At 50.8% G+C, this 4,599-nt stretch carries 7 protein-coding genes; 6 read left to right on the forward strand and 1 reads right to left on the reverse strand.

From position 1 onward, the window contains the following. The coding region (locus AAAY30_RS11155) for a transposase (protein WP_499222363.1) at positions 1-212 on the reverse strand (212 nt) is incomplete at its 3' end. Positions 213-411: 199 nt separating this feature from the next. Here AAAY30_RS11155 and AAAY30_RS11160 point away from each other — a divergent pair. The 6 genes from AAAY30_RS11160 (at position 412) to AAAY30_RS11185 (ending at position 4,500) form a co-directional block, all read left to right on the forward strand. Then, positions 412-603 (forward strand): hypothetical protein, encoded by a 192-nt coding sequence (locus tag AAAY30_RS11160; protein ID WP_499215963.1) that lies wholly within the window; start codon positions 412-414, stop codon positions 601-603. Then, positions 587-1,075, forward strand: coding sequence for a sensor histidine kinase (locus AAAY30_RS11165; protein ID WP_499215962.1), 489 nt, complete (start codon positions 587-589; stop codon positions 1,073-1,075). The genes AAAY30_RS11160 and AAAY30_RS11165 overlap by 17 nt, the downstream gene beginning before the upstream one ends. Before the next feature lie 538 nt (positions 1,076-1,613). Next, positions 1,614-2,369, forward strand: coding sequence for a hypothetical protein (locus AAAY30_RS11170; protein ID WP_499215961.1), 756 nt, complete (start codon positions 1,614-1,616; stop codon positions 2,367-2,369). 72 nt (positions 2,370-2,441) lie between these two features. After that, complete coding sequence (locus AAAY30_RS11175) at positions 2,442-3,143, forward strand: response regulator transcription factor (RefSeq protein ID WP_499215960.1); 702 nt, start codon at positions 2,442-2,444, stop codon at positions 3,141-3,143. Then, positions 3,140-4,351: a sensor histidine kinase gene (locus AAAY30_RS11180; RefSeq protein ID WP_499222364.1), complete on the forward strand. Its 1,212-nt coding sequence runs from the start codon at positions 3,140-3,142 to the stop codon at positions 4,349-4,351. The genes AAAY30_RS11175 and AAAY30_RS11180 overlap by 4 nt, the downstream gene beginning before the upstream one ends. A gap of 32 nt (positions 4,352-4,383) precedes the next feature. After that, entirely contained in the window at positions 4,384-4,500 is a 117-nt protein-coding gene (locus tag AAAY30_RS11185; protein WP_444425535.1) for a type II toxin-antitoxin system YoeB family toxin, read from the forward strand. The last annotated feature ends 99 nt before the right edge of the window (positions 4,501-4,599 follow it).

Below are 4,599 nucleotides of genomic sequence, written 5' to 3' on the forward strand. Positions count from 1 at the left end.
TCCCTGCTTGAATAAATGCCGTTCATATATGCAAACACAAGTATCTCAAACAAAACTGCCGGATCTATTTTTCGCCAGCTTCTCAGGTACAAAGAATAGAGCTTTGTGTAATCTAATTCATCACATATTTCCGCTAATTTTCTTACCGGATCATTTTTCTCGATTTTTATTTCTAAATTTAATGGTAAAACCAATTGATTTCTGCTTCTCATTGTTGTATAATTTACCTGCTTTCTTTGTTTTTTGTTTGCAATTAAATTATACTATAGAAAGCACTAACCGGGCAACCCTTTCGGGCTACCCGGTTTTTCTTTTTGAGGGTGTTAATGCGACAGCCCCTTTTTACCCCAACATTTATTATAGAGCCTGTATTTATCGGGTCTGCCGGCTATACGCTGGTGGCTCGGCGATATGAATGTTATGTATTGCCTTTTATATGCGGCAATTTATGAAAGCTGTGTACATTGCCGGATGATACAGTCCAATAAAGGCTATGTAGAACTCTTTGAGGCAACAACATTGTCGGCATGTATCGCAGACCGCAACGGAAATATCGTTATCTGTTCCCGAGTTGCAGCGTGCTTTGGTGCAGCTTACCAATGACAGCAGAAAACTTGAGGAAGATTCGGAAAAATTGAAGCAGCTTTCCGATAATGTTGTGGCATTAGTGCGGGAAAAGGAGCGACTTGATGCAAAATCTTCCATGCACGACAACCTTGCCGCCTGCATTACATTGACGAAACAGTACATAATAGGAGAATTTGACGGTATTGAAGCGGATGTTGTGTGCCGTGAATGGGAGAAAGCAATTACCTTTCGGGGTGCAATCGGTCTGTCGGCAAAGGAAAAACTGCTTGACAGTGCAAAGACGGGCGGCGTCACAGTAAGGATAAGAGGAAAAGAACCGACGGACGGTGGGGCGGAAATGATGTACACCGCCATGCAGGTCTGTTTAACCAACGCTATTAAGCATGCAAATGCAACCGAGATTTCAGTGAATATTTGGAAAAACGAATACAGCTATACAGTCATGATACGCCCGTCTTCTCAAGCCGATATGGCTGGGCAATGGTGAATGCGATAGAAGGAGAGCTCCTCTTCGCAAGCGGGCTGCGTCTGTCGCTGGCAGATGCAGCCGAAGTGTATGTTCTGCCTCCGGCTTTTGCAACACCCGGCGCGGCAGTAACCATGCCGTTGAGAAGGTATGAGCTTACCGGGTACGACTGTGTATGGGTAAAGCCGATCTCCATGGACGCCGTCCTGCGAGATGAGCTTCGCGGCTAGTATCATATTAAAAGACACTTTGTGGAAAATGAGGTGGGGCAGCGCTTCTACTTTGATTTTTACGGCGCAAAATGGCTTGCTTTTGCAAACGGGAATATATGAATGGGATCCACCCTGGTGTGCAAAGTGAAATAATAAGAAGAACGTCTGCCCGTTTCTGCCCTTGGGGCGTGGAGCGGGCCTTTCGTTCATTTTCCGGCTTGATCTTGTTGCACTTTTGTGACACTTTCCCTGCATTTTTGCGGGGGAAATCCGAAGCCGCTTCTGGTATGATAGAGTCAAGGTTGATAGACAACCACAAAATACTTCAAAAAGGAGCGTAATATACCATGAAAAAGAAAACTATTTTGAGCTTTGCACTGGCACTGGCATTGACGGTAACGAGCATCGGCACAGCGACCTCCGCCTTTGCCGCCACATCCGCGCCAATGGAGCCTGTTACCAAAATTGCCACCGAGAATGAGGACGCCATCTGGGAGCAGATTGAGGCGGTGGAAGAGAAGAGCGACGCCATCTTCCAGAGAAACGCGGCGCTGTGGGAAAAGCTGGACGAGGTCTACAACACCCTGCCTGATGACTATGACTTCACAAACTTTGATGAGGCGGCGTTTATCCGCGGCACCAATGCCCTGACCGAAGCCGAGAAGGAAACGATTCTGGCGGACATCAAGGAGCTGAATAAGCTGGATGCCCAGATGGAGGCACTGTATGAGAAGCTACCCGACTGCGACAATATGCCACTTTACGAGAAGGCACTGGAAAAGGCTGACCCCAAGGTGCTGGACGAGATCGACACCCTGGAGCAGGAGTATGACCGCGTCTGCGAGAAGAACGCCGACCTGTGGGACAAGGTAGATGAAGCGTACTTCAATTTGCCGGACGACTACGACTTCGACAACTATGATGAGGCCGCCTTCATCCGCAGCCTGAGCTTCCTATCCGATGCGGAAAAGGACGCGTTGATCGCCGATTACAACCGTCTGGTAGAGCTGGATAACCAGCTGTGCAAGCTGTACGATACCATTTGGGGCAATATCGGTTGCGAAAGCGGCAACTGCACCCTTGACGGCAAAGAGGTTATCTGATATGATTAACTAAATACGATGCCGATGCTGCGCCTGTGCGCAGCATTTGGCGTTGCTTTCAAGGAGGTCACCATGGGACATTCCATCTATTTGGCGGACGATGAAAAGAGCATACGGGAGCTGCTGCACAGCTTCCTGGCAAGCGACGGATATACCGTGCACTCCTTTGAAAGCGGTGATGCGCTGCTGGAGGCATTCCGTCAGGAGCCTGCGGAGCTTGTGATATTGGACATTATGATGCCCGGCACGGACGGACTTACCGTGTGCCGGGAGCTTCGCTTTGTTTCCGATATTCCCATCATCCTGCTCACCGCCAAGGACAGCGAGCTGGACTATGTCATGGGCATCAGCCAGGGCAGCGACGATTATCTAACCAAGCCCTTCCGTCCCACCATACTGCTGATGAAGGTCAAAGCGCTGCTACGCCGTGTGGAGATGGACCGAGGAAAAACGGCGGCGGCAGAGGATGAGCTGCATTACGGGGATATCCGCTATTCCGCTACGGAAAACACCGTCTTTTGCGGAAGCACGATCGTGGCGCTGACCCAGACCGAGCTGCGGTTGCTCAGCTATATGATGAAACAGCCGGAAAAGGCCTATTCCCGTGATGAGCTGCTTAGCGCGGTGTGGGGCTTTGACTCGGAGGTGGAGACCCGCGTGACCGACGAAACCCTGCGCCGTATCCGAAAAAAACTGCTGCAAGCGGGCAGCACTGTCAGCGTAAGCACCATATGGGGCTTTGGTTACAAGCTGAAGGGGGCGGAGCGCACATGAAAAACATCAAACTGCGGATCGTATATCTGATCCTTTGCTCGGCGCTGCTGCTCTTTGCCCTGTTCATGGTGGCGGTGAACCTCGTCATACCCGCACATTTTGTGCGTGAGGCAAAAAAGGCGCTCATCAGCGAGGCAGCGTATCAAAACCGCACCATCCCCTATACCGACGATGAGCCGATTTATGACGAGGGCGAGGAGGAGAATTTCCTTACCCCCAGCATCGTCTTTTTGGAACTGGATGACGGATACCGACCTAACACATGGAACCGGGATACCTATCGGCTGGAGAAAAAACTGCTGGAATACTGCAACGGGCGGGATCTGTCGCTCAACCAATGCTATACCTTCAAAACGGACAGGCATCACCTGATATTCATGTCTGTGCAGGAGGAGCAGGACGATCGGGAAAAGCCGTACACCTATATCATGTACATAGACATTGGTCCCATCACACGCTATATTGTTACGCTGAACTGGGCGTTCTTTGGAGTGCTGCTGGTAATCTCCTTCATCATGTGCCTGCTGGGCTTCCGCTTTGGCCGGGATATTGAAAAGGAGGCGGAGCGGCAGCAGACCTTCTTCCAGAATGCCTCACACGAGCTGAAAACGCCGCTTATGGCGATACAGGGCTATGCGGAGGGCATACAGGCGGGCGTGACGGACACAGGCAGCGCGGCGGAGGTAATTCTGGAGGAGAGCGACCGCATGACGGAGCTGGTGGACGAGCTTCTGGACATCTCGAAAATCGACATGGGGCGGCAGCAGCTTACCCTTTCCGAAATGGATATTCGTGAGCTGCTCTACGACAGCATACGCGCCGTGGAGCCGACAGCCGCCGCCGGCGGCATTGCCATCGTGCCGGACTTCCCTGAAACGCCCGTTATAGTCAACTGCGACGACACCCGGTTGCGCAGAGCCATCACCAATATTCTATCCAACGGCATACGCTATGCCCGCAGCGAGCTGCGCCTGACCTGCCGCATGGACAAGCGGCACGTGACTATCCGGATACAGGACGACGGGGACGGCATCGCCGAGGAAGACCTGCCCCACATCTTTGACCGCTTCTACATGGGAAAAAGCGGAAAATCCGGCATCGGCCTTGCCCTGACGAAGGAGATCATCCACCTGCATAAGGGAACGATCTGTGCCTACAACGGGGATAGCGGCGCTGTTTTCGAGATTTCCATTCCGGTGAGCCGATGAGAAGAGCACCGCGCCGCCTGTGAGCGCCCCTCTTGCAAAAAGGACGGGCTTGGAGCAGACACATAGATCACGGAAACAGACTGATTTACAATATAGATGAGCAAGATAATTTGCTGATTTATGCTTGCAAAGGTCATTACGAAGATTAATAAAGATAAAATAAGATTTTAAAAGGGGCTGTCGCAAATGAGTGAAATTTGCAACAGTCCCTATTTTTTTGATAGATTAAGTTTTAGTAAGAATGAAAT

The sequence above is a fragment of the Ruminococcoides bili genome (assembly GCF_040093295.1).
In the GTDB taxonomy this organism is placed as follows: Bacteria; Bacillota; Clostridia; order Oscillospirales; family Acutalibacteraceae; genus Ruminococcoides; species Ruminococcoides intestinale_A.